Raw genomic sequence first — 22,908 nt, 5'->3', positions numbered from 1 at the left:
AGAACAAATCGACTTTTTAAGACAAATTACCCTTCACTTTAAAATTGAAGGTTTTGGCAGTAGCGAAATCTTGGAAAGTCTTACCTTTGATGGTGTGAATGTTTTACCAAAGAGTCTCCTTATTGCCGATAGCAAGGGCACCCTTGAGGGCGCTTTCACGATTCCACAAAATATTACGGCTGGCACAAAAAACGTTGTGGCAAGGGGAAAAGGTGGAACCATTGCAACGGGGCTTTTTACCGGTCAAGGTCTGATTGATGTGAAAGTGATGCGGCGCACCACCACGGTGAAGATATGGACGCAAGTGGACCCACAAGCGCAAGTTTTTACCCCCGATGAAACACGGCAAATCACCGGTATTGACTTTCATCTTTGCAAAATCGGTAATGAGAACCATGATTTGGTGATTGATTTGGTCACTACAGAAAACGGTTATCCGACCGCCGATATTCAAGCACAAAGCTTTTATTCTATGAAGGGCGCAAAGGCAGGATGGGCAGAAGCACGCTATGATGTACCACTCCTTGTGATGGATGACCGCTTAACGGCTTTTGTCATTAAAACCGATGATGCTGATCATTCTGTCTCACTAGCAAAGCTTGGGGATTTTGATGCAGAACACCAAAGATTTGTCTCGAGTCACCCTTATGTAACGGGACCACGCTTTTCTTCTGTCAATGCTAGGAGCTGGACCGCTCATCAAGATGAAGCCTTAGCCTTTCGGGTGCTCGCTGCCCGCTATAGGCAAACAGAAAAGATTGTCGATTTAGGCACCTTTGACCTTGTAGACTGCTCTGATTTGCAAATACGCGCAGCCATTGAATTGCCTTCAAGTGAGTGTTCTGTTATCTTTGAAATTGAAAGAAACAATGGCACAATTTATCAACTCCTGCCCTTTCAATTGCTAAGCCTTACTGAATATATCAGTGAAAAAGTAAAACTTCGTGCCTCTCAAAGGCACCGAAAAGCTCTCACCCGTCTTGTTTGCGCCTGTTCAATTGATTGCGGGAAAGATCCATAAGGAAGCGACCTATGTCACGCGTGCTTTTACCTTTGGGGAAAAGGCAAGGTTGACCAGCTATATCAAAACCTTTTTACCGGGTGGTGCAACCTTTTCACTGGAGATGCAACTAGATGATGGTGGTTTCACCCCTTTGAAACTTGACGAAACAGAACAACTCGCTGAACCACTTTGGACAGAACGAAAATTTGTGAGCAGTGACAAAACAGCCAAACAAGCGCGCCTCAAACTCACTCTTACCGGTGGACCAGCAGCGCGGTCCATGGTGAGTGATTTTGGCGCTGGCATATTATAATGGGAAAACAGAGATGACCAAAACCAAAAAACTCGACATGGAATTGCCTAAAGAGGGGCGTTTTATCAGTTCTGAATTCCCAATCTTGCGGGAAAACTTGACCAAAATTGATCAAGCTCTTTTGGCTGTTGAGGAAAAGGTAGACGAAAAGGCACCTTTACACCACACGCATACGATCAACGAAATCGCAGATCTAGAAAGCGCTCTCAATGGCAAAATGGCAGCGGATAAAACCTTCACTTTTGCCGATTTAAGCGATATCGAAGGCGCAAAAGATGCCGCAAATAATTATGTTCTCTATAAATCAAGCAATAATAACTTCACCTTTGGCAGTGCTGTCTCACTATTAGGCGCGCATCAACATAAAACCGAAGATATCGTGGGGCTTGATGATTTTAGAGCCAAGATCAATGAAGATCTCACAAGCTATGGTCGCTTAGCCAGCCCAAATGAATGGCAAAGTTATAATAAATTTACCAGTAAAGTCACCATGGGTGACGACTTGGAGATCTTGGGTAATTCGTCGTTTAATCTCACCCATAATGGTGAAATAGTTACCAGTTTAAGCACAAGTGGAAGTACGCTTAAAGGACCTTTGAGGGTTGATGGTGATGTTGTTTATACGAAGGCGCAAGTGGATGCAGCCATCTTGGCACAGATAAAGAGTCTTAAAAAAGATTTGACCAATAAAATCACGAATTGGCCGGCTCTTGCTGATGCTGAATTGCTCTATACACAGGATGGGAAAATTCAATGGCCCGATTGGGTAACGGATAACACAAAAGTCGAAATCCAAGCATGGGGTGGCGGCGGCAGTGGTGGGGGTGGTTATTCTTATTACTTAGGAGGCGGTGGCGGCGGTGGCGGTTGTACGGTATGGTATGGTTATAAAGCGAGTTTAAAGGGTCATGAGAATATCACAATTGGTAAAGGAGGAGATTCTGTTTCTGGATGGAATGTAAAAGGTAGGTTTGGAGGAACAACAACCGTTGGCAAAAATTTTATTACGGCGACAGGAGGACATGGTGGTGGGGGTACTTACTCTTCTAGCACTCACACGGGATTTGGTAAAGATAATACTTCCTTCTATTCAGGCGATGGCGGTGCTGGAGGAACAGGTGGAAACTTTGGTTTAGCAACGGATGAACATCCAGGAATTGCCAAAGGCGGAAATGGTTATGCTGGAACGAATGGAATTACGAGTAAAACAAGCGGTAATGGAGGCGATGCTGGAGGTGATACATCACGTGGTGGCTCTGGAGGAGTCGGCAAAGGTTCCTATAGTTCGGGAAAAGCAGGGCGTGGTTTTGGGGGCGGAGGTGCTGGTGCTCATGCCGATTCTTCTTCAAGTGGCGCTGGAGCTGATGGCGCTGTCCTTATAAGATTGTGGAAAGAATGAATGGTTTATGCAGGTATAAAAAACAATGATAGTTTCTAAACGGACACTTATTGTCTGATGGCTTATAAACTGTATAGTTTCTTCTTATAAAGTCCCCTTTAAAGCCCTTTTTTACTGACAGTGTCAGGCTTATGAGAGAGTGTAGATGATTGTTATGGTCTCTTCATTAATTTGGAGAGCAAAATGACAATAGAATTTAAACTTCGTATTCACTTTATTAAGAATGGCAAGGGATCTAAGTTTTTAGCAATATTTGATCAGACAGCCGTCGGTATGGTCGTAAAATCCTTGATGTTAACGTGCAAATTTATCCCCTCCATGCACTTATTCTTCTCTTTACGCATGAGGTGGAGAAAAGAAAAACAAGTCTAGACGATAAGGGTTTCTAATGGGATGTTACTATTTTTTGCATTTTAGCACTTATAATGTAAGCTATTTGTTGACATTAACAGTATTTTACGCTATATAAAAGAATGATTAAAACGTTTAAAAGCAAAACATTGGCAGAATTATTCAAAACGGGAAATTCATCCAAGATTGATAAGAAACTTGTAAAACGTATCATGGTTCGTCTTGATCGTTTAGATATTTCTGAAAGACCAGAAGATATGAATCTTCCAGGATTCAACTTTCATTCTTTGATTGGATATTCACCCACTCGTTACACTGTCCACGTTAACGGACCATGGTGTATTACCTTTGAATTTGACTCATGTAATGCTTACCGTGTTGATCTTGAACAATATCACTAAGGATACAGTTATGAATGACATTCCTGCACAAAGAGATAAAAACCGTTGTCCTACTCATCCAGGAGAAGTTTTAGCAGAAATTATTCCTGAAACAGGCAAAACAAAATCAGAAATTGCGCAGATGCTTGGTATATCACGCCAACATCTCTACGATATTCTGAACGCAAAAAAACCTGTTTCTCCTTCTATTTCCGCTTGTCTTGGCAAAATGTTTGGTGATGGAGCTGCTATATGGTTACGTATGCAAGCTAATTATGACGCTTGGCATGCTGAACGTGAAACAAATGTTAGCAAAGTTCCAACACTTCACGCTGTTTGATCTCTTCCTCACTCTCAAGGGATAATGTTTTATGGAATACTGGATAAATAATAATATTGAACAACATCCCCTGCTTTAAACATGTTCATCACTATTCAAAATGTCATCTAAACCACGATCTAAATCATCTAATATATTTTGAGGTGCATCTGCATAAACAAAAGATTGTGCACCAGAACGCGCTTTTATTAATTCATGATATAAATCAACAGGAAGCATAATGATTTTTTCACGCCCTCGCTTTGTCAAAGCTACAGGTGTAGACATAGCCTCGTCTAAAATATCGCCTGCCCCGCGGTTTACATCTGTAAAACTATATTTTTTCATATGCACATCCTATCTTTAATGTATAATACGTATTATACGTACAATATGTATTATGTAAAGATATTTTACGGTATTAACCACCTCCCCGCCTAAAAGACGAGGAGATAAATCATGTTTTTAAATTAAGCAGCTTTCTTAACAGAATTTTTCAAACTCGGCTCGTAAGCTTTCAACAAAGGCTCCATAATAGAAGGAGGTTTTAAAGATCCAAAATTTGTAATCATTGCCAGAACTCTGAGTGCATTTGGTGATTCATCTTGAAGTTTTAAAATCAAAGCTTTTTCTATTGCATCCATGGTTTCAATCAGAGCATTAAAAGCCTTATCTTCGACATCATCACGATCAGAAAATTGAAACAAAGCCATCCATAAATCACATAAAAAGTCGATACTGGTGTTCATTGTACACCTCCATGGATTTGTTCTCTCAAACAAGCTAATCCTCTGGATGTGATTTTTGTTGAAGGCAGCACCTTTTCTGTTCCGTCCGGTCTTTGAATGGTAATAGCGGGACAATCCATGAATCCTTTCTTTATTTTGTCCTGATAAGGTAACAGAGGCGCCCCTGGAGCCCGTCGATATACCCAGTCATGTTTACGCAAATAATCGGTTAAGTCCTTTGGTCGCACCTCTAACATCTTTGCTGCTTCAATAAGACCGAACAAACCATCAGAGCGTTTTAAACCTTCCAAAGCTTTTGCTTTTGGTGCTAATTCAGCGATAACATGATCTTTCTGTTCGATTTGGCTTTGTAAGTGATTCAAAACACCAAGCAATGCTTCCGGTTTGGAGTAGTCGACTTGCGGTGTTGCTACTTGTTTCAAAAGCCGTTCACATTTGATAAAGTATTGACGTGCTTCATGTCCTTTGTCATTACGCTCTATCATCGAAAGATGTTTAGCCATGTCTAATGTAATGTGGTATTCTTTTACCTTTCCACCGTTTTCTAAATTTTTAGAAAGCGTTATAAAGTTTATATTTTCCAGAAATTTACATTCTTTAATGCGATTTTTAATCCAGTCTGCAAACTTTGATGTAATTTCCAAAAATGCGTGCAACTCACGCGCATTAACAGTTTGAACAGTTTCCTGATCAATAACCTGTTCTGATATTTCTATAAGTGTGTTCATAATGAACTCCTTGGTAATAGACGTTTTTCATTGACACTTTTAACAAAGTGCCGGGCGCTGAAAAACACGGTACCAAGTCCGTCGTTACGCTTTTCTCGTAAAGAGTATTGTATAGCGTAACCACACCCGACAATATCATTATATGCGTGTAACATACAATGAGTCAAAGCCTTTAATGTGCGGAAAATAAACTATCTCGGTAGCTTGTCCGCTTGGTATTTAAGGTGTTTTTCAAGCACCTGATTCGAAAATACACATTGTAGAAATAATGTCAAGCAACTTTCGATAATTTTTTATCATAATGCCAGTCTAACAAATACAGCAATCATCCCCTTATTTTTTCCCATTCATTTCATTAGCCAATATTTTAAAGGAGCATAAAGTATGGCAACAGGTTTTCTACACGGTGTTGAAGTTGTCGAGGTTGACGACGGCACCCGCCCCCTTCGCGCGGTTCAGTCTGCCGTTATCGGGATTGTTGGCACAGCACCCGATGCCGATGAACAAGCCTTCCCTCTCAACACACCCGTTTTGGTAGCAGGCTCTCTTTCACAAGCCGCAAAACTCGATAAAACGGGTAAGCGTCAAGGCACCCTACCCAATGCCCTTGATCTTATTTTTAAACAAGTAGGCGCCATTGTCGTTGTCGTACGCGTGCACGAGGGTGACAATGAAAATGCAACACTCACCAATATTCTAGGTGGTGTAAACGCAAATGGTGCTTATGAAGGTGTCCATGCTTTCATTGGAGCACAATCCATTGTAGGACAAACACCACGCATTCTGATTGCTCCAGGCTTTACACATCAGCGCCCTTCCAGTGTGAATATTGAAGAGAATGGAACTGATGCGACTGCCAACCCCGTCGCAGCAGAACTCATTGGCATTGCAGAGCGTCTGCGTGCTATTGTGGTGCTTGATGCACCCAACACAACAGATGAAGCCGCTCTTAGCACAGCAAAGGATTTTGATTCAAAACGCGCCATTCTTATTGATCCGTTTGTAAAGGTGAATCGTGATGGAAAAATCATAGAACAGCCAGCAAGTACAGCGGTTGCAGGTGTCATTGCTAAAACTGATTTTACACACGGTTTTTGGCATTCTCCTTCCAATAAAGTGATCAATGGCATTGTTGGTATTGCACGCCCCATTGATTTTTCCATTGGTGATCGATCAAGCCGCGCTAACCTTCTTAACGAACAAAACATCACAACAATTATCCGCGAAAATGGTTATCGTCTTTGGGGTAATCGCACCCTTTCAAGTGATACAAAGTTTGCTTTCTTATCCGTAGTACGCACCGCAGATATGATCAATGATGCCATTTTGCGCGGACATCTATGGGCTGTCGACCGCAATATCAAAAAAACCTACATGCATGACGTAAGCGAAAGCGTTAATGCCTATTTGCGTGATTTGAAAGCACAAGGCGCCATTCTTGGTGGGCGCTGTACGCCTGATCTAGAGCTTAATACAGCAAGCGCTATTGAAAGCGGTAGAGTCTATTTCAATGTCGAATTCACCCCCACAACACCCGCAGAACATATCACGTTCCGTTCACGCATTGTGAATGATTACTTAGAGGAGATCTTTTAATGACCGTACCTGTTTTACCAAGAGTTTTGAAATATTTTAACATTTTTGTCGACGGCATTCCCTATCAGGCAAAATGTGAAAGTGTCACCCTACCGAATTTGAGTTTGGTTGTTGAAAGTTATCGCGGCGGTGGCATGGATAGCTCCATTGAAGTTGACCTTGGTCTTGAAACCCTCACGCTTAGCATGACCATTTCTGATTGCTCTCCAGAGTTGATGGCACTGTTAGGGCGCACCGATGTCAACATTTCATTACGAAGTTCAATGCAAGCGCAAGGCACACCAGCAGAAGGTGTTGTCATTACCATGAGAGGACTATGCAAAGGCTTTGAAATGGCAGAATGGCAACCGGGCAGCAAAGCAACATCCACAACTACCTTCACATTGCAGTATTTCAAATATGTCCAGAAGGACGTTGAAATCGTTGAGATAGATGTCCTCAACTTGGTGAGAAAATTCAATGGCGTCAATCAACTCGCAGACCATAGAGACAACATAGGATTATAAAAATGACAGTCCAAACAAGCATTACACATAAATTATTGATACCTGTTACTTTTGAAGGAAAAGAGCACACCGAAATTACTTTACAGCGCCCCAAAACAAAAGATGTGCAAGCAATCGACAAAAAAGAAGGCATAGAGCAAACAATCGCTATGATCGCACGTCTTTCTGGATGGGCACATGAAGCGGTTGGAGAACTCGATATTAATGACTTGTCAAGCATTGGAGAGATTTTGGAGTCTTTTATCAAGCGGCGGGATACCTCGACTGGGAAACCGCCGCTAAACTCATAGCCGATATTACCATTGTGTTCCATTGGTCCCTTTCAAAGATGATGGAAATGGAACCGCAAGAACTCATATTCTGGCGAAATCAAGCAGCAGAAAGGTATAAGATAAAATGAGTGAAAAAGTTGCTGATGCAAAGGTAAAATTGTCTCTTGAAGACAAACTCACCGCACCTCTCAAACATCTTCAAAAAAAATTCGATACATTGTCAAAAACACTCTCACATAGTTTGGGTATTCCGCGCTTTTCTGCTGCTGTCAAAAACATGACAAAAAGCCTTCATGGCGTTCAAAGTGCTCTTAGCACAGCGGCAAGTCGTGCTTCAGTCTTTACTGGTGTCTTGGGGCTTGCTGGTGGTGGTCTTGTGGCAAGTGTAACCGCCCTCACCATGAAAACCATGCATCTGGGAGATAGTCTTTATCACGCATCACACCATTTAAATATGAGTGTTGCATCACTTCAATTATGGGGTGATGCAGCCGATAATTCAGGCACTTCTGCCGAACTTTTTCAACAATCCTTAGCGGTTTTAAATAGGCGTTCAGCACAAGCATATGCCGGACAAAAAAGAGGCATGATGGGCTTTGAAGCACTTGGCATTTCTGTCAAAAACACTTCTGGAAAACTCAAATCCACTTCTGTCTTGTTAGAAGAAATTACCGACAAGATGAGTAAGATGAAAAGCCAAGCACAAAGACAGCATATTGCCGCTCTGCTGTTTGGGGGCGATGGTAAAGAAATGGCGACCATGCTTGCACAAGGCATGGCACCCATTAAAGAGCTGTTTGCAAAGGCGAGAAAAGGAAAGTGGCTGATAGGTGCCGATGTTGCACGCTATGCCGCAGATTTAAGTGACAAGCTTGGTGCCTTTAAGAAAAAAATAGGCGGTATCGCGAGCTTTATTGGCGCGCGTTTCATGCCCGTGATTAATGATATGATTGACGGTTTTTCAAAGTTGATTGATGAAAACCGCGACCTCATTCAAACAACTGTTGCGAGCTGGGCAAAAACCTTAAAAAAAGTCCTTAATGATTTGCTTAATCCTACCTCTGATTTAAGAAAAGGCATCAGTGATCTCACAGAGAGGATTAAAGGCTGGTTCCAATGGCTAGAACCTCTGATTGGTGAAATAACCCTTTTCAAGGTGGGGCTTGTAGCTCTTGGTTCATTCATTTTTGGTCCACTCATTGCCGCATTAGCCGCAGCGGGAGCAGCGTTTGTCACACTTGGCTATACTATAATGACGACACCTATCGGTTGGTTAATGGGTGGCATTGCAGCGCTCTTTGTCCTCTATCAATATTGGGACAAACTCAATGGTTGGGTAGCAGCATCTTTAGCCGCGGTTGGGGCAGTTCTTATAGCTTCACTCATTCCAGCAATAACTGCCGTTAGTTCTGCTTTTATATCGCTTGGTATCGCAATCATGACCACTCCTATCGGCTGGATAATTGGCGGTATTGCAGCCCTTGTTGGAGCTGGATATTTGCTCTACAAAAATTGGGGTACGGTAGTAAGCTTCATAAGCAACTTGTGGAATTCTTTTTACAGCTTATGTAGTAACGTTTTCAATAACCTCTTGACGTTCTTTAAAAACTTTTCACCACTGACTTGGATTTCGAAAAAAATCAATGAACTCATTGAATGGCTGTTTGGTGTCGATTTAATGGAAATAGGCTCCAATCTTATTAATGGGTTTTGGGAGGGCATCAAAAGCAAATGGGATGATCTGTATAACGGTTTTGGCAATATGATGAAGAAATTAACCAGTTGGATGCCTAATTGGGTGAAAGAAAAGTTAGGGTTTAATGTTTCAATAGACAAGACTTCAACGCAGACCATTAAAACCTTTACCGAAGAAACCAATACACAGGCAAAAAGAATGCTGGATACAGCAGTGGTTACAAATACCCCACCTGAAAAACGCAAGAGTGGTTTTAATACAAGTGTCGTTGAAACAGGACAAATGCAGGCAACAAATAAAGTAGGTGCTTTTAAAGCTCCAAAGCCAATTACGGTTCATAAGCCCGTTGAAGTAGACGCCCGTGTAACCATTACAAATCTCAATATTTCAGTACCAAATGGTCTCAAGGACGAAATCAGAGACGCTGTCAATCAAGCACTTGAACGCTATGCAAAACAGCAACGTTTAGCCATAGCCTCTAGCCTTTCGGATTAAATACCATGATGTTAGCTTTGGGTGGTTTTATTTTTTCGATTGAAACAGCAACTTATCAAACACTTGATATGTCTTATGGGGTTCCATGGGTAGAGCAAGGGCGATTGGGGCGAAAGACTGCTCTTCAATTGCCTGCTGTTGCAAATGCGGAATTTTCTTTAACTGGTGTGATTTATCCAGATTTCAAAGGTGGTCACAGACAGCTCGAATATTTACGGCAAATGGCACATGAAGGACCTCACATTCTTGTGACCGGTCAAGGCAAAATCTTAGGTAAGTTTGTCATTCTTTCCGTAGAGGAAAAGCAAAGTGTTTTTCATCATAACGGCACCCCAAAAAAACAAGAATTTACAATAAAATTGAGAGAATATGGTGAAGACCTATGAGTGATCTTTACGTAACAAAAGAAGGCGATATGGTTGATGCCATTTGCTGGAGATACTATGCAAAGGGTCAACAAGCCCTTGCTGTTGAACGCGTTTATGCAGCAAATTTTGGTCTTGCAGACTATGGACCCATTTTAAAAGCAGGAATCACAATCGTTTTGCCAACCCTCCCCTATCCTAAAGCCACACCGGTAATCAGAATTTGGGGCAGTCAATCATGAAACCTTTTTGCACGGTTCTGGCAAATGGAGAAGACATCACCAAAACTCTTATGGATTATGTTTTGTCGATTGAAATTACCGATGAAGCAGAAAACAAAAGTGATCGTATCACTATAGAGCTTGATGACCGTGCGCGTGACAGTGATAACGGCTTTCTTGATATTCCTCTTATCGGAACAATCATTTCTGTCACACTTGGCTATGAAGGCGGAAAAAACCGCGATATGGGAGCCTATCTGATAGACGAAATCTCTGTAAGCAGCCCACCACAAAGCTTAAGCGTGACAGGGCGCGCCGCCTCTATGAACACGTCTTATAGAACACCCAAAAGCCAATCCTATCACCAGCAAACCCTTGGCAGTATTGTTCAAGAGATAGCAGAGCGTAATGGCTATACACCAAAGGTTGATCCTTCTCTTGCAAAAATCGTTATGCGTCATATTGATCAAACATCGGAAAGTGATATGGCTTTTGCTGCACGCCTCGCAGGAGAATATGATGCGGTAGCAAAACCCGTTGATGGCAAGCTTGTTTTGGCTAGACGGGGGGAAGGCAAAGCTATCACTGGTGAAACACTCCCCGTTATTGTTATTCATGAGAAACATTGTACCTCTTGGGATTTTAAATACAGTGCGCGTGATGAAGCAGGTGCAGCCAATGGCTTAGAAACAGATGTGGGAGACGACCAAAAAGCCGCGGCTGATGCACGAGAACCAGAAGAGATTGATGATGATGAAAACTTTATCCATATGGATGACAATGACAGAGCACCATCATCTGAATCGGAAAAAGCAGAAAAAGAATCTGAGAAAAAAGAAGTCAAAGTTGGCAAAGCACCGTTTCATGAACTCAAATATACCTACCATAACCAATCAGAGGCTGTTGCAGCCATTGCTGCTTATCGCAATAAATCATCACGCGGTAAGTCTTCTTTCTCATGTGATATCGGAGGTAATCCGTTTGTACAAGCAGAAGCAAAACTTGTTCAAGAGCCCCCTTTCCGCCCCTATATTCCAGCAGAATGGCGTATCAAAAGTGTTAAGCACAAACTTGATAAAACGGGTGGTTACACCACAAAAATAGAATGCGAACTTTTTGATGCATCACAAGAAGATGCGGCTGGAAACGTTGCAAACACAACACCAGACAAGGATGATACCCTTGATCCAAACGCCCCACCAAACGCTTCACATGACGAAGGTGAAGGCGTCATCCATATGGATGAAGAAGATAGATAAACAAAGCTATTTTATGATGATAAAAAGAAATACTATTTTTATTTTACTATTCCTAAAAATACAGCCAAACAACGTTCAATCTCCAGCATTTCCTTTGCTTGAAGAGAGCCAAAAATGGAACTCATTTTGTCACATCTTACCGTCATAATCTTATCAATCATTACTTGCGAAGGTTTTTGCAAACCATTTTTAGCGTTTGGCTGAATCGTAATGCGGAGTAATGGCGCATCAACAAGCGTGCTAGTAATGGGTAAAACCGTTACACTTGTATGCTCACTGAATTGATTAGCTTGAATGATTAACGCAGGTCTTGGTTTACCAAAATCGCCTTGCATAGCTATTGTGACGAGAGATCCACGCATCATTCTGTCCAGCCATCAACATCCATTAAAGATTGATCCATCAACAACTGCATAGATGTATCTGTTTTATCCATTTTTGCGACTAAGCGACATTGGCGTCGGCACTCTTCTGCAAAGTTCGGTTGACGCGTATCTGGTACCCAAATTTGCATTAAACGCAAACCTGCTTTTCTTTGTGCGTTGCGATGTTTTTGAACGCGTTCATTAACGTGCATTGTAGCCATAACAAAATCTCCATTATGTTTCATGTAACGTATAACACAGAAAAAAGTTACATGAAACACCACTTTTAATAAAACGCAATAATTACAATTTTAATCTATCAATCTGCCCCACCTTTTGTGGGGCTTTTTTATAGGAGCAATACATGAGAACAATATCACCAGAAGGGTTAGCACTGATTAAACAATGGGAAGGTTTACGTCTCAATGCCTATAAAGATGCCATTGGAGTGTGGACCATTGGTTATGGACATACAAACAATGCTGGAAAACCTTTTGTTCATAAAGGTATGGCAATCACCGAAAAACAAGCAGAAGAACTTCTTTGCCAAGACTTAAGACAATTTGAAAATGCCGTTGAACAAGCCGTTCAAGTTGCTTTAACCGATGAACAATTCGCGGCTTTAGTCTCCTTTTGCTATAATGTAGGAACAACAGCCTTTTGTAACTCGACACTGTTAAAAAAGCTCAATCAAGGTGAATATGAAGCTGTCCCTGCCGAGCTACAGAAATGGACCAAAGCAGGCGGTAAGCGTCTTGAAGGTCTCGCACACCGGCGTGCAGCAGAAGCAGGCTTATGGGCGAAAGGTGCTTTTGTTTCCTCTAACTACCAAACCGTAGAAACGCAAGCACCAACGGGACTTTTTAAAGCTGAAGCTCTTGCACCAGTTATTGGTTCTTTTTCAGGGCTTGGAGGCTTATTAGCAGGCAATGGTCCAGTGCAATGGGCATTTGCTACCATTATGGTTTTAGCCGCATGTGCTGGCATTTTCTTTGTTGCTAAACGTTTTCAGGAACACCGTTTATGATCTTATGGATGAAAAGAAATCTGCTGTTAATAGGCGCGGCTCTAGCCGCTTTTTTTATGGCTTTGGCAAAAGCTTTTACCCTTGGAAAAAAGGCAGAACAGCAAAAGCAAACAGAAAAAACCTTAAAAGCAGCAACAACACGGCTGGAGGTGGAAAATGAAGTTAATCAGAAAAGTGATACTGATGTGCGTACTGCTCTCTCTCGTTGGTTGCGGGACAAATAAGTATGTCTCTTGTGTTGGTTGGTTGCCAATTTATTTAGAGAGGCAAGATGTTAACGTCATCAGTTCCAATTTAGCAAGAGATATCTTAAAGCATAACAAGCAGGGCGAACGTGTGTGTGGGTGGAAACATGGCTAAGAAAAAAACAAAAGACGATACAGAGCTTACAGAAGGAGAAAAAGAAATCCTTCAAGAAATTATCATGACCTACAAAAGTATAAAAGTGATGTCACGTTATACGAGATGGATTGTACTCATTATACTCTTGCTAGCGCTTGATTTTTCACGTATTATGGATGCATTAGTAAGTATTTTTACACAAAAACCAAATATCCGACTCTAAACATACTCTGAGACGCACGAAATTCTTTAGCAAATGGTTTCTTAATTTTGCTCGTCTCATGGAGGTGATAGACAATATCTTTGCACATTTAAAACAGTGGATTTCAAAGAATTAAAAATTTGTTCTATAATAATAACAAATTGTTAATATACGTGCGTTTAATAGGTATATTTCGTAATATTATCGGCTAAAAAGGTGGGAATAATTATGGAAAACGTCGCAGTTCAAAAACAAGAAAAGAATAAAACTGAAAAGTTTTCTATGAAAGAGAATCTTGCTGGAAGAGTTTGTCGTTTTCCTAAACCGTCCACTGAAATGGAAGCTTTGCAGCCTGTTTTTGAAGCGGTAAGCAACGCTATTCACGCGCTTGAAGATTCTAAGCAAGAAGATTACAAAAGCGCGGGTAACATAGATATAGAAATCAAAGATATAGATAAAAATGAAACACTTGAAATTATAGTTAAAGATAATGGTGTAGGATTGGATGATGAGCACTTTCAAGCTTTTTGCACTGTAGATACTAATTTTAAATTAGAAAAAGGAGGAAAAGGAGTTGGGCGGCTGCTATGGTTGGATGCCTTTAAGAAAATACGAGTTAAAAGTGTATTCCTTGAAGAAGATCAGCTTTACCAGAGAAGCTTTACATTTTGTTTGGAAGAGGAAAATCAGATTCTTGATCATTCAAAAATACCTCTTATTAATCAAGAAGTAACCGGAACAGAAATTATTTTTACCGGTTTAAGAGATGTAGCGTACCAAAAACATTTTCCACGCGAAACTGAAGAAATTATCGATCATATTGGGGCACATTTTTTTCAGATTTAATTTTAGAACAACTTCCTCAAATAACTTTTCGTGATGATCAGATGTCTGTCAATTTAGCGCAGAAAGTTAAAAAATATTTAGTAGAAAATAGGGGAGAGATTACACTTGAAACCGCAGATTTTGGTTTATTAAAAATTCGTAATTTTATTTGTATGGCGGATGCTAACCTTAACTTTAAAGGGAAGAACCACTATCTACATCTTTTCGCACATGATCGTACTGTGACTACTGAAAGCATCGATAACCTTATTGGTTTCGGAAAATTTGGAGACCAAGGGCTAGTGTATCATGGTTGCATAAGTGGTCAGTATTTAGATGATAGAGTTAATCAAGAAAGAACGCATTTTTCTTTTAAAAATAAAATATTGAACAATATTTTACGTTCCGTTGCTAACAATATTGTAGATAGCGTTCTTGCTCCAGAAAATGAGGAATATGAAAGAGCACGTTTAGATGAATTAAAAAAGTTCTGTAAAACCCATCCTTCCTATTGTTTTGATAGTTATGAAAAACTATTAGAAAAACTTCCTAAATCTGCAAAGGATACAGAAGACTTTGTTAAGATACTGGCTATTCATAAGCTTCGAAGAGAAAAAAATCAAAATAAGAGAATTGAAAACATATACCATGAAATTACTAAAGGGAATACTAACACATACAGCTTTTCCCAAACAGTGTCTGAACTTGCAAAAGAAGTTAAAGATGAAGAAACAAGACAGTTAGCAGAGTATGTTATACGTCGTAAAGTTATACTTGATATTTTAGGAGAATTAATAATAGAGGTTAAGAAAAATGTTAATGGTCAAGAAGTCCCGCATCTAGAGAAAACATTGCATGAACTTATTTGTCCAATGCGTGTTCGGGGCGATGATCCTGAATCTCAGAAAAATTTAACGCATGATTTATGGATTATTGATGAGCGATTAACATTTACAAAATACTTCGCTTCGGACGTGCCTATCAAAAAAAATGTGAAGGATAGTACAGAAAAAGATCGTACTGATTTATTATGTTATGATCAATTATATGCCCTAGGACTTGAAGGTCGTCTTGATACAGATTTGGACAGGCTAATGTTAGTGGAGTTTAAAAGACTAGGTCAGAAAAAATATAAAGCGGGTTACACCCCCATGGAACAAATAAACAAATACCTCAATAAACTTAAAGGAAAAAGTATAAAGACATTTGATAATAAGAAAATAAAGATTTCAGAGCAGTGTGTTTTTTATTGTTATATTATTGCCGATATAGAAGGTGAACTTAAAACGCAAACGTCGACATGGCAGAAAACAGCTAATGGGCGAGGGAGAACTAATCTTCTACAAGGTGATTTTCGAGGATCCGTTGAAATAATAGAATGGAATGATTTATTGCAGGATGCAAAATTAAGGAATGAAGCATTTATTTCTAGATTAAAGGTTTAATTTTTAGATGCGATAGACAATATCTTCGCACATTTAAAACAGTGGCTAACCAGAAACTGAAAGCTTTATCCCCTCCCCACTTTTGAAATGGGGAGATGAATCGTGTTTAAAACTAAGCCGCTTTCGTGACAGACTTCTGCAAACTCGGATCATAAGCTCGCAACAAAGAATCCATTCTATGGGGCAGCTCTGAATCTCCAAAATCCGTTAAAACTGCTAGAATCTTTGTAATATTTGGAATTTCATCTTGAAGTTTTAAAATCAAAGCTTTTTCTACTACCCCCATGATGTCAACCAAGTCACTACAGTTTTTGTCATCTACGTATTCACAATTGACAAACTGAGACAACGCTATCCACAAATCACATAAAAATCGACACTGGTATTCATTGTACACCTCCATGGATTTGTTCTCTCAAACATGCCAATCCTCTGGATGTAATTTTTGTTGAAGGGAGCACTTTTTCTGTACCATCAGGTCTTTGAATGGTAATAGCAGGACAATCCATAAATCCTTTCTTGATCTTGTCCTGATAAGGTAACAGTGGCGCCCTTGGAGCACGCAGATAGACCCAATCATGTTTACGTAAGTAATCGGTTAAATCCTTTGGTCGTACCTCTAACATCTTTGCTGCTTCAATAAGACCAAACAATCCATCAGAGCGTTTTAGACCTTCTAAAGCCTCTGCTTTTGGAGTCAATTCGGCAATAACATGGTCTTTCTGCTCAATTTGACTTTGTAGGTGATTCAAAACACCAAGTAATGCTTCGGGTTTGGAGTAGTCAACTTGTGGTGTTGCTACTTGTTTTTCCAATTCTTGCCAGCGGTCAATTATTTTTGCTCGTAAAGCAGTACTGTAATCAGATACAAGTATTAAACATTCGCGCTTGGGTAGGTTATAGCAAGGAAGAGTGCGACCTGTGGAATCTTTGTATAACCCTGTAAATTCACTCACCCCAAATTTGGGGGCAGTACTTTCAGAGTTTAATTCTCCTAGCATTTGCTTGATATCACGCATGACATGGTCATGTCTTTTACCACACAACTCAGCGATCTCACGACTAGACATAGTCTGAACTGCTGCGTCGTTAGCAACATTTTCCGTAATTTTAATAAGTGTGTTCATAATGAATTCCTTATGGTTAGACGTTTTTGATTGACACTCAATAAAAGAGTGCCGGGTGCTCAAAAACACGGCCATAAGTCCGTCGTTACACTTTTCCCGCAAGGGTATTGTATAGCGTAACCACACCCGACAATATTATTATACGCATGTAGCATATAATGAGTCAAAGTCTTTAATGTATAGAAGACTGATTATTTCGGTAACCAATCCGCTTATGGTTTAAGGTGTTTTTGAGGCACCTAATTCGATAATAGATACAATGTTGACATATTGTCAAGTCGCTCCCGTTATAAATGCAGCCCACTGCTCCAAGAGAGCATGTCGTTGTTCTAAAAAATCTGTCCGCATATAAGCTTTTGTCACTGAACTCCCAACTGAATGCGCAAGAACAGTTTCGGCAATCTCAAAAGGTGTTGACGTTGTTTCTGCTATCCAATCCCGTAAGCTTGAACGAAAACCATGGGGACGATAAGTCAAACCACAAACTGTCATATACTTTGCCATGGTGGCATCAGAAATGGGGTTGCCTGTAAGACCAGAAAAGAGAAAACCATTTTTTTCAAAGGGAAGAGACTTTTCAATCACTTTTAAAGCTTCATTACTCAATGGTACTCGAAAATCTGAAACCTTTCCTACAATGCCCTTCATATTTTCTTTGGGTATCGTCCATATATCTTTATCTATTTGTTCAAGACGCAAATAGCGCAATGGATATGACCGTACTCCAGTCAAAATCAAGAGCTTCAGTGCTAAATTTGAAAGGATCTTATCATCCAAGCTTTGATAAAATGCCGGAACCTCTTGCCATGGCATAGCAGGAATATTTGTTGATGTCGCACGTGGTTTTCCTAAAAGCGCGCGTGCCTTCATACAAGCCTGTAGATCAACATCTAAACCAAGAGCAGCAGCATATTTCAAGCAAATATTGATACGGTTAAGCGCTTTTCGCGCTGTGTCTGCTTTTTCATGCCAAAGGGGTGAGAGAACATTGCGAATAATATTGGCTGTTAATTTTTCTATAGGTAAATTACCTATGTGTGGAATAACGTGCAACTCTAGTGGAGAAAACCAGCGGCCGTTTTTACCTTCATTTTTCAACTCTGCTTTTTTGCTTTCAAAAGCCGCTTTTGCAATTTCTTGAAACATATTGCTTTGCTGTTTTAAAATAGTCTGTTCTCGAAAGACAATAGGATCATTGCCTTCTTTAAGAATATCACTATAATGCCTAGCAAGCTCACGCGCTTCTTTTAAAGAGAGTTTTGTAACAGGACCAAGTCCCATTTCACGGCGCTTATTGTAGTGCGTATAGCGAAAAAACCAAGAGCTATTGTCTTTTCGAACATTCAACCATAGCCCCGCCCCGTCACAATATTTACCCTGCGAGGACGTCTTTACGAATGATGCTGATAACCGATGAATCGCCCTCACTTAACGTCCCCTCTCGTCCACCTTTTCAAGCATTGCTCGTCCACCTTTTTGGGTCCACCTTTTAGACCACCTTTAATTTCTGATTTGAGATTTTTTCTTTAATACTTACTTTTTTTATTGAATCATAAAAAGCTATAGACATCAATACGCCCTTACACATCTTTATATACTTTGAATCTTGTTGCTAAAGCCTGATTCGCTCTCTGGGGGCACCATATGTTTTTTTAATTACGTGTAGCTTATTCATTTTCCGAGTGTTTTTAAATTCAAGAGAAGGTAGAGGTGAACGTGAATTTACAAAACATGTTATTTTTATCAAACTTCTTTTTAATGCTTTAAATTCAGCTAATTTCTACCAAAGTTTAAGTTTCTAATGAATATACTAACAACTTCATAACATTGGTAAAATTATCCGGCGGACTATTATTAAAAGAATCAGAAAGTTTTTTGTAAAATTCTTTCCACAAACATTTTTTTCAATAAAGCCACCTAATTCATCAGCCTTAACTTTAGCAAAGATATAAGGCATGTGTTTCATTTATTAAAGAAAAGAATTTGCTTTAAAAAGGTTATAGCCTTCTATTTAACAGCGTTTTTGCTGTAAAATTCAAATTATCTATCTGCTCAACTAAAGAACTTTTATTGTTTAGCTTTTGTGCTTTTTTCAAAGAGATGTGGGCTTTCAAGAATAAGCTTTTCTCGTGCTTTTTGTAACTGTTTAATGACTTCATCAATCTTTGACGGAGAACAAAAAGATTCTTGGCTATTCAACAAATGCAGCCTCTCCTTTCCCTCATATAAACATTGCATCTGAGATTGAAGTATTCTAACTTCTTGAAAAAAAAGACGTCCTGTTTCCTTAAAACCATTATTAAGTGCAAAAAGTTGATCAGAAATGGATAGCAGAATTTGTTTTAAAAAACGCTCATTTTCTTGGCGTTTACGATATTCTAAAATAAGAGCATGGCTTATCTCATCTAACTGTTTTTTTGTAGAATCAATTTGACGCAATAAATTTGGTTTTTCCCCCATATCACCTTTTCTCACCTTCACAAGCATAGCATGAATGTCTAATAACTTAATTGCGGAATGAGACAAATAATCAACAACTGTAGGCGTATTAACATAGCGTTTCCGTGCAATCATCACAAACTCACCTAATGACTGTTTTTTACATTCATCCCGCTATTTATTTTTCATTTTACAAGACCATTCTAAAGAAAGTGCTAAAAAATATTACCTCCAATACATTATTCGATGGAGCCCCTTCTCTCTTTTCACGATCAACGTGGAATCCGTGGAGAGAGAAAACGTACAGGTGTATAAAGGATAAGATGTGTTGTTTTTTCCAACACACTACTACCATCAGCAAGAAGGGCTTGACTAGGTGACAATTCTGTACCTTGCATAATTGTGGAAGCCAAAGAACCTTCTCGAGAAAGAGCCATCAACGTTGGCGAAGATGCAAAGACATTGTGTGCTCCCCCATCCACATGAGAAAAATCAAGAACAGCTATTCCATTTTTACGCAACATTTCAATATCTGAGCCATCGCCCACACGATGATGTCCACCCGTAAGACGTCCTGAAACCGCAAGAGCTTTATCCGCTCTGGATACTAAAATAGCGGTTGGCTGCGGAAGTTTTTTTATATCATTAAGTTGGCGCTCAAATACATCAACATCAATATCTGGTGCAGCCATTAATAAACTTGTAATACGACGAATAGGCTTATATTTTCCCTGTAACGCTAACGTTCTAAATGCTTCCATTATAACAAAATTGCCCATAGAATGTGCAATAACCGAAATTTGATCAGCATTGGTTTCACTAATAAGTGTTAAAAGCTCTATCAATCCGTCACGGGCAAAATTAGCACTGTCACGATCATAAATATAAAGAGGAACTGATCCGGCCGAAGGCCAAGAATAATGCACAGCGACAACATTTAAAGAATAATCGTGTGTAAACTGTGCTGTACGAAATGTACCATCTGCAAAATTATTATTATACCCATGGATAAAAAGAAAAATTTCTCTTTTTCCTTTTGGCTTTTTTGCTAAAGCAGCATTTAATTGCTGTTTAAACTGTTCTTTATTATCGTATTTTTGCAATGCTACTGCTGCAAAATACTTATCATGCGTAGGTTTATAGGCATTTATTTCAACAACTCCCTTTACATGTTGCTGAGGAATTCCTACGTCAACGCGATTATAATGAACTTTATTTGATCGCTCTGCACCATAAGGTTGAGCGTAATTATTTTGCATCATACGACTTGTTGCAACATACACTGGAACGACGGCTTTTGGAGAAACTGGTTTCCCTTCAACTTCCCTTTCTACGGCAGTCATAGAAGGTGTTGCATGCACCCCATGCCAAAGTACAGCACGTGAATCACTACACGCTGATAATAAAGAAATACAAATAAGAAGTGTTAAATATCTCAGAATCATTATACTTCTCACTGCAACTTCACCCCACCTTATAAAAATATAACATTTCAAATGCATAGATAAAGTAATAAAAAACGAAACATTATTGGCAACACACCAACAAATAACATACAAAAAAGATTTTTCTATAATGCCTATAAATCCCCTCTCTCTAACATAACTTCATCTCATTATGGAGAGACTCACTGCTAACTGGTGCGGTCGAGAAGACTCGAACTTCCACGGGTTGCCCCACAGCGACCTCAACGCTGCGCGTCTACCAATTCCGCCACGACCGCACGTGGAAAGAAAAAATCTTGGTTTTTAGCCTTTAACAAATCATAAAGAAAGGTACAAGCCAATTTTCTTTTTCTCATAATTTATTTTATCCGGATGCTTTATAACTTAATAAAGATTACGAGAAATATGGGCTTTACTATGACCTTTGAACCATCGTCATAAAATGTGCTTGTGCCGCTTGATCTTTTTCATAATAACCATGAAAGTTTTTTGTAATTGTTGTAGAGCCCTGTTTTTGGATTCCTCTCATAGCCATACACATGTGCTCAGCCTCAATCAATACTGCTACACCATGAGGCTTCAGATACGTTTTTAACGCGTGAGCCACTTGCGCTGTCATAGCTTCTTGAGTTTGTAAACGACGAGAAAAAATATCTACAACACGTACAATTTTTGAAAGACCAACAATTTTTGCATTAGGAAGATATGCTATATGTGCTTTCCCAATAATTGGGATCATGTGATGCTCACAGTGTGAATAAAAAGGTATATTCTTTACGATTACGGCTTCATTGTATCCTGAAACCTCTTCAAAAACTGTACCTAAGGTTTCTTTAACCGATTGACTATAACCATTAAAAAGCTCGCGATATGCCTTGGCTATACGTTTTGGAGTATCTAAAAGCCCTTCTCTATTTGGATTTTCCCCTATCCATAAGAGTAATGTACGAATCGCTTCTTCCACCTTTTCAATACTCGGACGCTTTTCTTCAGATAAATTTGCGTCTTCTTTAACAACATTACGCATTCAAAAACTCCAAGCTTACTCTATACAAAGCATTTGCTCCATACCTATCTCATTTTGTATAATCTCTATATAAGCGAATTAAAAGTTTAAACAATCACGACTTTCAAAATTTCAGGCAATAGCGCATGATTGATACTATCTATAATGATAAAATACTTAAATATGCTGCACATATAGGCAAAATTGGGCGTCTTAATAATCCTGATGCAACATCAAGAAAACATGCACACCTTTGTGGTTCGACAATCACTGTAGATTTAAAAGTGGAAAATAGTATTATTACCGATTTTGCTCACGAAATACATGCATGTGTGCTAGGGCAAGCTTCAGCTTCACTTTTAGCATCTCATATCATCGGACAAACAACTCAAGATCTTAAAATATTGCGTGAAGTTATCTACCAAATGCTAACGCAAAATGGCCCTTCTCCTCAAGCTCCATTTGAGGATTTTTCTTGCTTACAGCCCATTAAAGACTATAAAGTGCGCCATGCAGCAACACTACTACCCTTTGATGCAACGATAGACTGCATTCAAAAAATTGAAGAAAAATAAATGTTCAAATCACAATCTAGACAAAAAAAGTTGACTCGGAATTACACAGGCACTTGGCAAAAAACACCCGGACGATTATTGGGTATTTTCTTAATACGGTTCTATCAAATAACACTTTCGAGCCTTATAGGCAATCAATGTCGCCATGCCCCGACTTGTTCAGAATATACATATGAAGCGATTGCACGCCATGGGCTTTGGGCTGGTGCATGGATGGGACTCTTTCGTATCATGCGTTGTGGGCCCTTTGGAACAGATGGCTTTGATCCAGTCCCTCCATCGCTTGGAAATTCTTGCTGTTTTTATAAACCTTGGCGTTACTGGAAAATTTCTGACAAACACAACAAATAATCCTTTTCTTTTTTCACATGTATTGATAAAAAATTAGTCTATAAGCTTTTTACTCAATTTTCACGAAACCATCCGCAATCGTTAGCGGAATTGGATTAAAAGGGTGT

29 protein-coding genes, 1 tRNA gene and 2 pseudogenes are annotated in these 22,908 nt (G+C 39.5%); 20 read left to right on the top strand and 12 right to left on the bottom strand.

The genetic code is table 11. From position 1 onward, the window contains the following. The 4 genes and pseudogenes from ACFIMK_RS00950 to ACFIMK_RS00935 all read left to right on the top strand — a co-directional run. A pseudogene (locus tag ACFIMK_RS00950) lies at nucleotides 1–1,316 on the top strand (DUF4815 domain-containing protein); the annotation flags it as partial. Between the two features lie 13 nt (nucleotides 1,317–1,329). Then, on the top strand, nucleotides 1,330–2,715 hold the full coding sequence (locus ACFIMK_RS00945) for a Bgr_08870 family protein (protein ID WP_375638181.1): 1,386 nt from the start codon (nucleotides 1,330–1,332) through the stop codon (nucleotides 2,713–2,715). Nucleotides 2,716–3,188: 473 nt separating this feature from the next. Beyond that, a complete protein-coding gene (locus tag ACFIMK_RS00940) occupies nucleotides 3,189–3,467 on the top strand; it encodes a type II toxin-antitoxin system RelE/ParE family toxin (protein ID WP_375618870.1) in 279 nt (92 codons plus the stop codon). Between the two features lie 10 nt (nucleotides 3,468–3,477). Further along, nucleotides 3,478–3,786, top strand: coding sequence for a HigA family addiction module antitoxin (locus tag ACFIMK_RS00935; RefSeq protein WP_375638182.1), 309 nt, complete (start codon nucleotides 3,478–3,480; stop codon nucleotides 3,784–3,786). A gap of 75 nt (nucleotides 3,787–3,861) precedes the next feature. Here the strand turns inward: ACFIMK_RS00935 and ACFIMK_RS00930 are convergent, their stop codons facing one another. The 3 genes from ACFIMK_RS00930 to ACFIMK_RS00920 all read right to left on the bottom strand — a co-directional run bounded on the left by ACFIMK_RS00930 (nucleotide 3,862) and on the right by ACFIMK_RS00920 (nucleotide 5,242). Next, nucleotides 3,862–4,113, bottom strand: coding sequence for a type II toxin-antitoxin system prevent-host-death family antitoxin (locus ACFIMK_RS00930; protein ID WP_375628617.1), 252 nt, complete (start codon nucleotides 4,111–4,113; stop codon nucleotides 3,862–3,864). Nucleotides 4,114–4,235: 122 nt separating this feature from the next. Continuing rightward, complete coding sequence (locus ACFIMK_RS00925) at nucleotides 4,236–4,514, bottom strand: hypothetical protein (protein ID WP_375638183.1); 279 nt, start codon at nucleotides 4,512–4,514, stop codon at nucleotides 4,236–4,238. After that, nucleotides 4,511–5,242: an antA/AntB antirepressor family protein gene (locus ACFIMK_RS00920; RefSeq protein ID WP_375638184.1), complete on the bottom strand. Its 732-nt coding sequence runs from the start codon at nucleotides 5,240–5,242 to the stop codon at nucleotides 4,511–4,513. The genes ACFIMK_RS00925 and ACFIMK_RS00920 overlap by 4 nt, the downstream gene beginning before the upstream one ends. A gap of 384 nt (nucleotides 5,243–5,626) precedes the next feature. Between ACFIMK_RS00920 and ACFIMK_RS00915 the strand changes: the two genes are divergently transcribed. From ACFIMK_RS00915 to ACFIMK_RS00880, 8 genes are read left to right on the top strand one after another with little or no spacing between them, the layout of a single operon-like run. Continuing rightward, on the top strand, nucleotides 5,627–6,838 hold the full coding sequence (locus ACFIMK_RS00915; RefSeq protein WP_375638185.1) for a phage tail sheath subtilisin-like domain-containing protein: 1,212 nt from the start codon (nucleotides 5,627–5,629) through the stop codon (nucleotides 6,836–6,838). After that, the gene (locus ACFIMK_RS00910) at nucleotides 6,838–7,344 is read left to right on the top strand and encodes a phage major tail tube protein (RefSeq protein WP_375638186.1); all 507 of its coding nucleotides are present in this window, start codon (nucleotides 6,838–6,840) and stop codon (nucleotides 7,342–7,344) included. Before ACFIMK_RS00915 ends, ACFIMK_RS00910 begins: the two co-directional genes overlap by 1 nt. Nucleotides 7,345–7,346: 2 nt before the next feature. Continuing rightward, a complete protein-coding gene (locus ACFIMK_RS00905; protein ID WP_375612344.1) occupies nucleotides 7,347–7,634 on the top strand; it encodes a phage tail assembly protein in 288 nt (95 codons plus the stop codon). 38 nt (nucleotides 7,635–7,672) lie between these two features. Continuing rightward, a complete protein-coding gene (locus tag ACFIMK_RS00900) occupies nucleotides 7,673–7,744 on the top strand; it encodes a hypothetical protein (protein ID WP_375612372.1) in 72 nt (23 codons plus the stop codon). Further along, nucleotides 7,741–9,807 carry a phage tail tape measure protein gene (locus ACFIMK_RS00895; RefSeq protein ID WP_375638187.1) on the top strand — a complete coding sequence of 689 codons (2,067 nt, stop codon included), beginning with the start codon at nucleotides 7,741–7,743 and terminating at the stop codon, nucleotides 9,805–9,807. The genes ACFIMK_RS00900 and ACFIMK_RS00895 overlap by 4 nt, the downstream gene beginning before the upstream one ends. Nucleotides 9,808–9,812: 5 nt before the next feature. Continuing rightward, nucleotides 9,813–10,193, top strand: a complete 381-nt coding sequence (locus tag ACFIMK_RS00890; protein ID WP_375638188.1) for a phage tail protein — start codon at nucleotides 9,813–9,815, stop codon at nucleotides 10,191–10,193. After that, nucleotides 10,190–10,414 (top strand): tail protein X, encoded by a 225-nt coding sequence (locus tag ACFIMK_RS00885; RefSeq protein ID WP_039760481.1) that lies wholly within the window; start codon nucleotides 10,190–10,192, stop codon nucleotides 10,412–10,414. Before ACFIMK_RS00890 ends, ACFIMK_RS00885 begins: the two co-directional genes overlap by 4 nt. Continuing rightward, nucleotides 10,411–11,652, top strand: a complete 1,242-nt coding sequence (locus tag ACFIMK_RS00880; protein ID WP_375638190.1) for a phage late control D family protein — start codon at nucleotides 10,411–10,413, stop codon at nucleotides 11,650–11,652. The genes ACFIMK_RS00885 and ACFIMK_RS00880 overlap by 4 nt, the downstream gene beginning before the upstream one ends. A gap of 38 nt (nucleotides 11,653–11,690) precedes the next feature. Here ACFIMK_RS00880 and ACFIMK_RS00875 read toward each other — a convergent pair whose 3' ends face one another. Both ACFIMK_RS00875 and ACFIMK_RS00870 read right to left on the bottom strand, forming a co-directional pair. Then, complete coding sequence (locus tag ACFIMK_RS00875; protein ID WP_375618893.1) at nucleotides 11,691–12,014, bottom strand: type II toxin-antitoxin system PemK/MazF family toxin; 324 nt, start codon at nucleotides 12,012–12,014, stop codon at nucleotides 11,691–11,693. Next, the gene (locus ACFIMK_RS00870; protein ID WP_019224016.1) at nucleotides 12,014–12,238 is read right to left on the bottom strand and encodes an antitoxin MazE family protein; all 225 of its coding nucleotides are present in this window, start codon (nucleotides 12,236–12,238) and stop codon (nucleotides 12,014–12,016) included. Before ACFIMK_RS00870 ends, ACFIMK_RS00875 begins: the two co-directional genes overlap by 1 nt. A gap of 143 nt (nucleotides 12,239–12,381) precedes the next feature. Between ACFIMK_RS00870 and ACFIMK_RS00865 the strand changes: the two genes are divergently transcribed. The 6 genes from ACFIMK_RS00865 to ACFIMK_RS00840 all read left to right on the top strand — a co-directional run bounded on the left by ACFIMK_RS00865 (nucleotide 12,382) and on the right by ACFIMK_RS00840 (nucleotide 15,858). Continuing rightward, entirely contained in the window at nucleotides 12,382–13,044 is a 663-nt protein-coding gene (locus ACFIMK_RS00865; protein WP_375638191.1) for a lysozyme, read from the top strand. Beyond that, nucleotides 13,041–13,268 carry a hypothetical protein gene (locus ACFIMK_RS00860; protein ID WP_375630023.1) on the top strand — a complete coding sequence of 76 codons (228 nt, stop codon included), beginning with the start codon at nucleotides 13,041–13,043 and terminating at the stop codon, nucleotides 13,266–13,268. The genes ACFIMK_RS00865 and ACFIMK_RS00860 overlap by 4 nt, the downstream gene beginning before the upstream one ends. Continuing rightward, on the top strand, nucleotides 13,201–13,404 hold the full coding sequence (locus ACFIMK_RS00855) for a hypothetical protein (RefSeq protein ID WP_375630024.1): 204 nt from the start codon (nucleotides 13,201–13,203) through the stop codon (nucleotides 13,402–13,404). Before ACFIMK_RS00860 ends, ACFIMK_RS00855 begins: the two co-directional genes overlap by 68 nt. Further along, entirely contained in the window at nucleotides 13,397–13,609 is a 213-nt protein-coding gene (locus ACFIMK_RS00850) for a hypothetical protein (RefSeq protein WP_375638192.1), read from the top strand. The genes ACFIMK_RS00855 and ACFIMK_RS00850 overlap by 8 nt, the downstream gene beginning before the upstream one ends. A 207-nt stretch (nucleotides 13,610–13,816) precedes the next feature. Then, entirely contained in the window at nucleotides 13,817–14,434 is a 618-nt protein-coding gene (locus ACFIMK_RS00845; protein ID WP_375638193.1) for an ATP-binding protein, read from the top strand. Nucleotides 14,435–14,475: 41 nt separating this feature from the next. Then, on the top strand, nucleotides 14,476–15,858 hold the full coding sequence (locus ACFIMK_RS00840; RefSeq protein WP_375638194.1) for a hypothetical protein: 1,383 nt from the start codon (nucleotides 14,476–14,478) through the stop codon (nucleotides 15,856–15,858). 112 nt (nucleotides 15,859–15,970) lie between these two features. On the opposite strand, the pseudogene ACFIMK_RS00835 reads toward ACFIMK_RS00840, so the two are convergent. From ACFIMK_RS00835 to folE, 7 genes and pseudogenes are all read right to left on the bottom strand, one after another. Further along, a pseudogene (locus ACFIMK_RS00835) lies at nucleotides 15,971–16,248 on the bottom strand (hypothetical protein). Continuing rightward, nucleotides 16,245–16,985: a Rha family transcriptional regulator gene (locus tag ACFIMK_RS00830; protein ID WP_375638195.1), complete on the bottom strand. Its 741-nt coding sequence runs from the start codon at nucleotides 16,983–16,985 to the stop codon at nucleotides 16,245–16,247. Before ACFIMK_RS00830 ends, ACFIMK_RS00835 begins: the two are co-directional and overlap by 4 nt. Nucleotides 16,986–17,258: 273 nt before the next feature. Next, nucleotides 17,259–18,413, bottom strand: coding sequence for a tyrosine-type recombinase/integrase (locus ACFIMK_RS00825; protein WP_375683055.1), 1,155 nt, complete (start codon nucleotides 18,411–18,413; stop codon nucleotides 17,259–17,261). A 639-nt stretch (nucleotides 18,414–19,052) separates the two neighbouring features. Next, nucleotides 19,053–19,559 carry a hypothetical protein gene (locus ACFIMK_RS00820; RefSeq protein ID WP_015856440.1) on the bottom strand — a complete coding sequence of 169 codons (507 nt, stop codon included), beginning with the start codon at nucleotides 19,557–19,559 and terminating at the stop codon, nucleotides 19,053–19,055. 137 nt (nucleotides 19,560–19,696) lie between these two features. Then, nucleotides 19,697–20,869 (bottom strand): alpha/beta hydrolase, encoded by a 1,173-nt coding sequence (locus ACFIMK_RS00815; RefSeq protein ID WP_375611580.1) that lies wholly within the window; start codon nucleotides 20,867–20,869, stop codon nucleotides 19,697–19,699. A 193-nt stretch (nucleotides 20,870–21,062) separates the two neighbouring features. Then, nucleotides 21,063–21,147 (bottom strand) — tRNA-Leu (locus ACFIMK_RS00810). Between the two features lie 137 nt (nucleotides 21,148–21,284). Then, the gene (gene folE, locus ACFIMK_RS00805; protein ID WP_375683056.1) at nucleotides 21,285–21,896 is read right to left on the bottom strand and encodes a GTP cyclohydrolase I FolE; all 612 of its coding nucleotides are present in this window, start codon (nucleotides 21,894–21,896) and stop codon (nucleotides 21,285–21,287) included. A gap of 125 nt (nucleotides 21,897–22,021) precedes the next feature. Here folE and ACFIMK_RS00800 point away from each other — a divergent pair, with 125 nt between their 5' ends. Then, nucleotides 22,022–22,450 carry an iron-sulfur cluster assembly scaffold protein gene (locus ACFIMK_RS00800; protein ID WP_375611578.1) on the top strand — a complete coding sequence of 143 codons (429 nt, stop codon included), beginning with the start codon at nucleotides 22,022–22,024 and terminating at the stop codon, nucleotides 22,448–22,450. Next, on the top strand, nucleotides 22,451–22,801 hold the full coding sequence (gene yidD, locus ACFIMK_RS00795) for a membrane protein insertion efficiency factor YidD (protein ID WP_375607118.1): 351 nt from the start codon (nucleotides 22,451–22,453) through the stop codon (nucleotides 22,799–22,801). It begins immediately after the preceding gene. Nucleotides 22,802–22,908 lie beyond the last annotated feature (107 nt).

Origin of the sequence: Bartonella sp. AP280QHHD, assembly GCF_042196125.1 — a bacterium.
Classification (GTDB): Bacteria; Pseudomonadota; Alphaproteobacteria; order Rhizobiales; family Rhizobiaceae; genus Bartonella.
Note: the sequence above shows the minus strand (reverse complement) of the source record. Positions and strands in the feature narration are given on the sequence as shown.

What these genes read in the sequence shown, in the direction of transcription:
- ACFIMK_RS00945 (WP_375638181.1), top strand. Translation starts at nt 1,330, where the DNA reads ATGACCAAAACCAAAAAACTCGACATGGAATTGCCTAAAGAGGGGCGT.
- ACFIMK_RS00940 (WP_375618870.1), top strand. Translation starts at nt 3,189, where the DNA reads ATGATTAAAACGTTTAAAAGCAAAACATTGGCAGAATTATTCAAAACG.
- ACFIMK_RS00935 (WP_375638182.1), top strand. Translation starts at nt 3,478, where the DNA reads ATGAATGACATTCCTGCACAAAGAGATAAAAACCGTTGTCCTACTCAT.
- ACFIMK_RS00930 (WP_375628617.1), bottom strand. Translation starts at nt 4,113, where the DNA reads ATGAAAAAATATAGTTTTACAGATGTAAACCGCGGGGCAGGCGATATT.
- ACFIMK_RS00925 (WP_375638183.1), bottom strand. Translation starts at nt 4,514, where the DNA reads ATGAACACCAGTATCGACTTTTTATGTGATTTATGGATGGCTTTGTTT.
- ACFIMK_RS00920 (WP_375638184.1), bottom strand. Translation starts at nt 5,242, where the DNA reads ATGAACACACTTATAGAAATATCAGAACAGGTTATTGATCAGGAAACT.
- ACFIMK_RS00915 (WP_375638185.1), top strand. Translation starts at nt 5,627, where the DNA reads ATGGCAACAGGTTTTCTACACGGTGTTGAAGTTGTCGAGGTTGACGAC.
- ACFIMK_RS00910 (WP_375638186.1), top strand. Translation starts at nt 6,838, where the DNA reads ATGACCGTACCTGTTTTACCAAGAGTTTTGAAATATTTTAACATTTTT.
- ACFIMK_RS00905 (WP_375612344.1), top strand. Translation starts at nt 7,347, where the DNA reads ATGACAGTCCAAACAAGCATTACACATAAATTATTGATACCTGTTACT.
- ACFIMK_RS00895 (WP_375638187.1), top strand. Translation starts at nt 7,741, where the DNA reads ATGAGTGAAAAAGTTGCTGATGCAAAGGTAAAATTGTCTCTTGAAGAC.
- ACFIMK_RS00890 (WP_375638188.1), top strand. Translation starts at nt 9,813, where the DNA reads ATGATGTTAGCTTTGGGTGGTTTTATTTTTTCGATTGAAACAGCAACT.
- ACFIMK_RS00885 (WP_039760481.1), top strand. Translation starts at nt 10,190, where the DNA reads ATGAGTGATCTTTACGTAACAAAAGAAGGCGATATGGTTGATGCCATT.
- ACFIMK_RS00880 (WP_375638190.1), top strand. Translation starts at nt 10,411, where the DNA reads ATGAAACCTTTTTGCACGGTTCTGGCAAATGGAGAAGACATCACCAAA.
- ACFIMK_RS00875 (WP_375618893.1), bottom strand. Translation starts at nt 12,014, where the DNA reads ATGCGTGGATCTCTCGTCACAATAGCTATGCAAGGCGATTTTGGTAAA.
- ACFIMK_RS00870 (WP_019224016.1), bottom strand. Translation starts at nt 12,238, where the DNA reads ATGGCTACAATGCACGTTAATGAACGCGTTCAAAAACATCGCAACGCA.
- ACFIMK_RS00865 (WP_375638191.1), top strand. Translation starts at nt 12,382, where the DNA reads ATGAGAACAATATCACCAGAAGGGTTAGCACTGATTAAACAATGGGAA.
- ACFIMK_RS00860 (WP_375630023.1), top strand. Translation starts at nt 13,041, where the DNA reads ATGATCTTATGGATGAAAAGAAATCTGCTGTTAATAGGCGCGGCTCTA.
- ACFIMK_RS00855 (WP_375630024.1), top strand. Translation starts at nt 13,201, where the DNA reads ATGAAGTTAATCAGAAAAGTGATACTGATGTGCGTACTGCTCTCTCTC.
- ACFIMK_RS00850 (WP_375638192.1), top strand. Translation starts at nt 13,397, where the DNA reads ATGGCTAAGAAAAAAACAAAAGACGATACAGAGCTTACAGAAGGAGAA.
- ACFIMK_RS00845 (WP_375638193.1), top strand. Translation starts at nt 13,817, where the DNA reads ATGGAAAACGTCGCAGTTCAAAAACAAGAAAAGAATAAAACTGAAAAG.
- ACFIMK_RS00840 (WP_375638194.1), top strand. Translation starts at nt 14,476, where the DNA reads ATGTCTGTCAATTTAGCGCAGAAAGTTAAAAAATATTTAGTAGAAAAT.
- ACFIMK_RS00830 (WP_375638195.1), bottom strand. Translation starts at nt 16,985, where the DNA reads ATGAACACACTTATTAAAATTACGGAAAATGTTGCTAACGACGCAGCA.
- ACFIMK_RS00820 (WP_015856440.1), bottom strand. Translation starts at nt 19,559, where the DNA reads ATGATTGCACGGAAACGCTATGTTAATACGCCTACAGTTGTTGATTAT.
- ACFIMK_RS00815 (WP_375611580.1), bottom strand. Translation starts at nt 20,869, where the DNA reads ATGATTCTGAGATATTTAACACTTCTTATTTGTATTTCTTTATTATCA.
- folE (WP_375683056.1), bottom strand. Translation starts at nt 21,896, where the DNA reads ATGCGTAATGTTGTTAAAGAAGACGCAAATTTATCTGAAGAAAAGCGT.
- ACFIMK_RS00800 (WP_375611578.1), top strand. Translation starts at nt 22,022, where the DNA reads ATGATTGATACTATCTATAATGATAAAATACTTAAATATGCTGCACAT.
- yidD (WP_375607118.1), top strand. Translation starts at nt 22,451, where the DNA reads ATGTTCAAATCACAATCTAGACAAAAAAAGTTGACTCGGAATTACACA.